This window comes from Lacticaseibacillus sp. 30, assembly GCF_053819265.1.
Window position 1 is genome coordinate 1 of record NZ_JBSOQX010000075.1, and the last position, 614, is coordinate 614.

Annotated in this window: 1 protein-coding gene; it reads right to left on the reverse strand. The window is 39.7% G+C overall.

Features of this window, described 5'->3' with window-relative positions; all coding sequences use genetic code 11:
• Positions 1 to 209 precede the first annotated feature (209 nt).
• Positions 210 to 614 (reverse strand): integrase core domain-containing protein (locus ACWPAB_RS15385; protein WP_215649796.1); only part of this gene is annotated, 405 nt, incomplete at its 5' end.

Consider the following 614-nt stretch of genomic DNA (forward strand, 5'->3'; position numbering starts at 1 on the left):
TGATCAAAGAGTTTAGTTATTTTCCTACCCAGTTTACAATTCAAGTGTAACACCCTAATAGCTAGACTCAAAAGGTCATAAAAACCTTGGATTGAAGTCAATATTTGAGACAGATTTTAAGAGACATTCAGAACCGCGTTTACCTTCCACAGCTCAAATAAATCATTAATTGCGATTAATAACTTATTTGAACCCTGGAAAGCATTAAGTCAGGCGGCCATTTGGCTCGTAAGTGTTGCAATTTCAACTTGTAAGGGGGTCTGGTAGCCCAGTGAACTATGAATTCTCTTCCTATTGTAGAAAGCATGCACATATTCAAAAAGGACGGCAGCGGCAGTTTCATAATCTTCAAAGACCGGCACTGGATAAACACATTCCTTTTTGAGGGAAGCGTGAAAGGATTCCATTGGCGCATTATCATACGGACAACCCTTACGGCTGTATGAGTGGCGGATATGTAGTTCAGTTAAACGTTGATTGTAATTATCGCTGGTATACTGTGATCCTAAATCCGTATGGATAATCAGGTCCCCAGTAATGGTTCGATTTTTAACCGCGCTTTCAAGGGTCTTTAAGACTAAATCAGTAGCCATCTTTTTTGAGAACGAATAGCC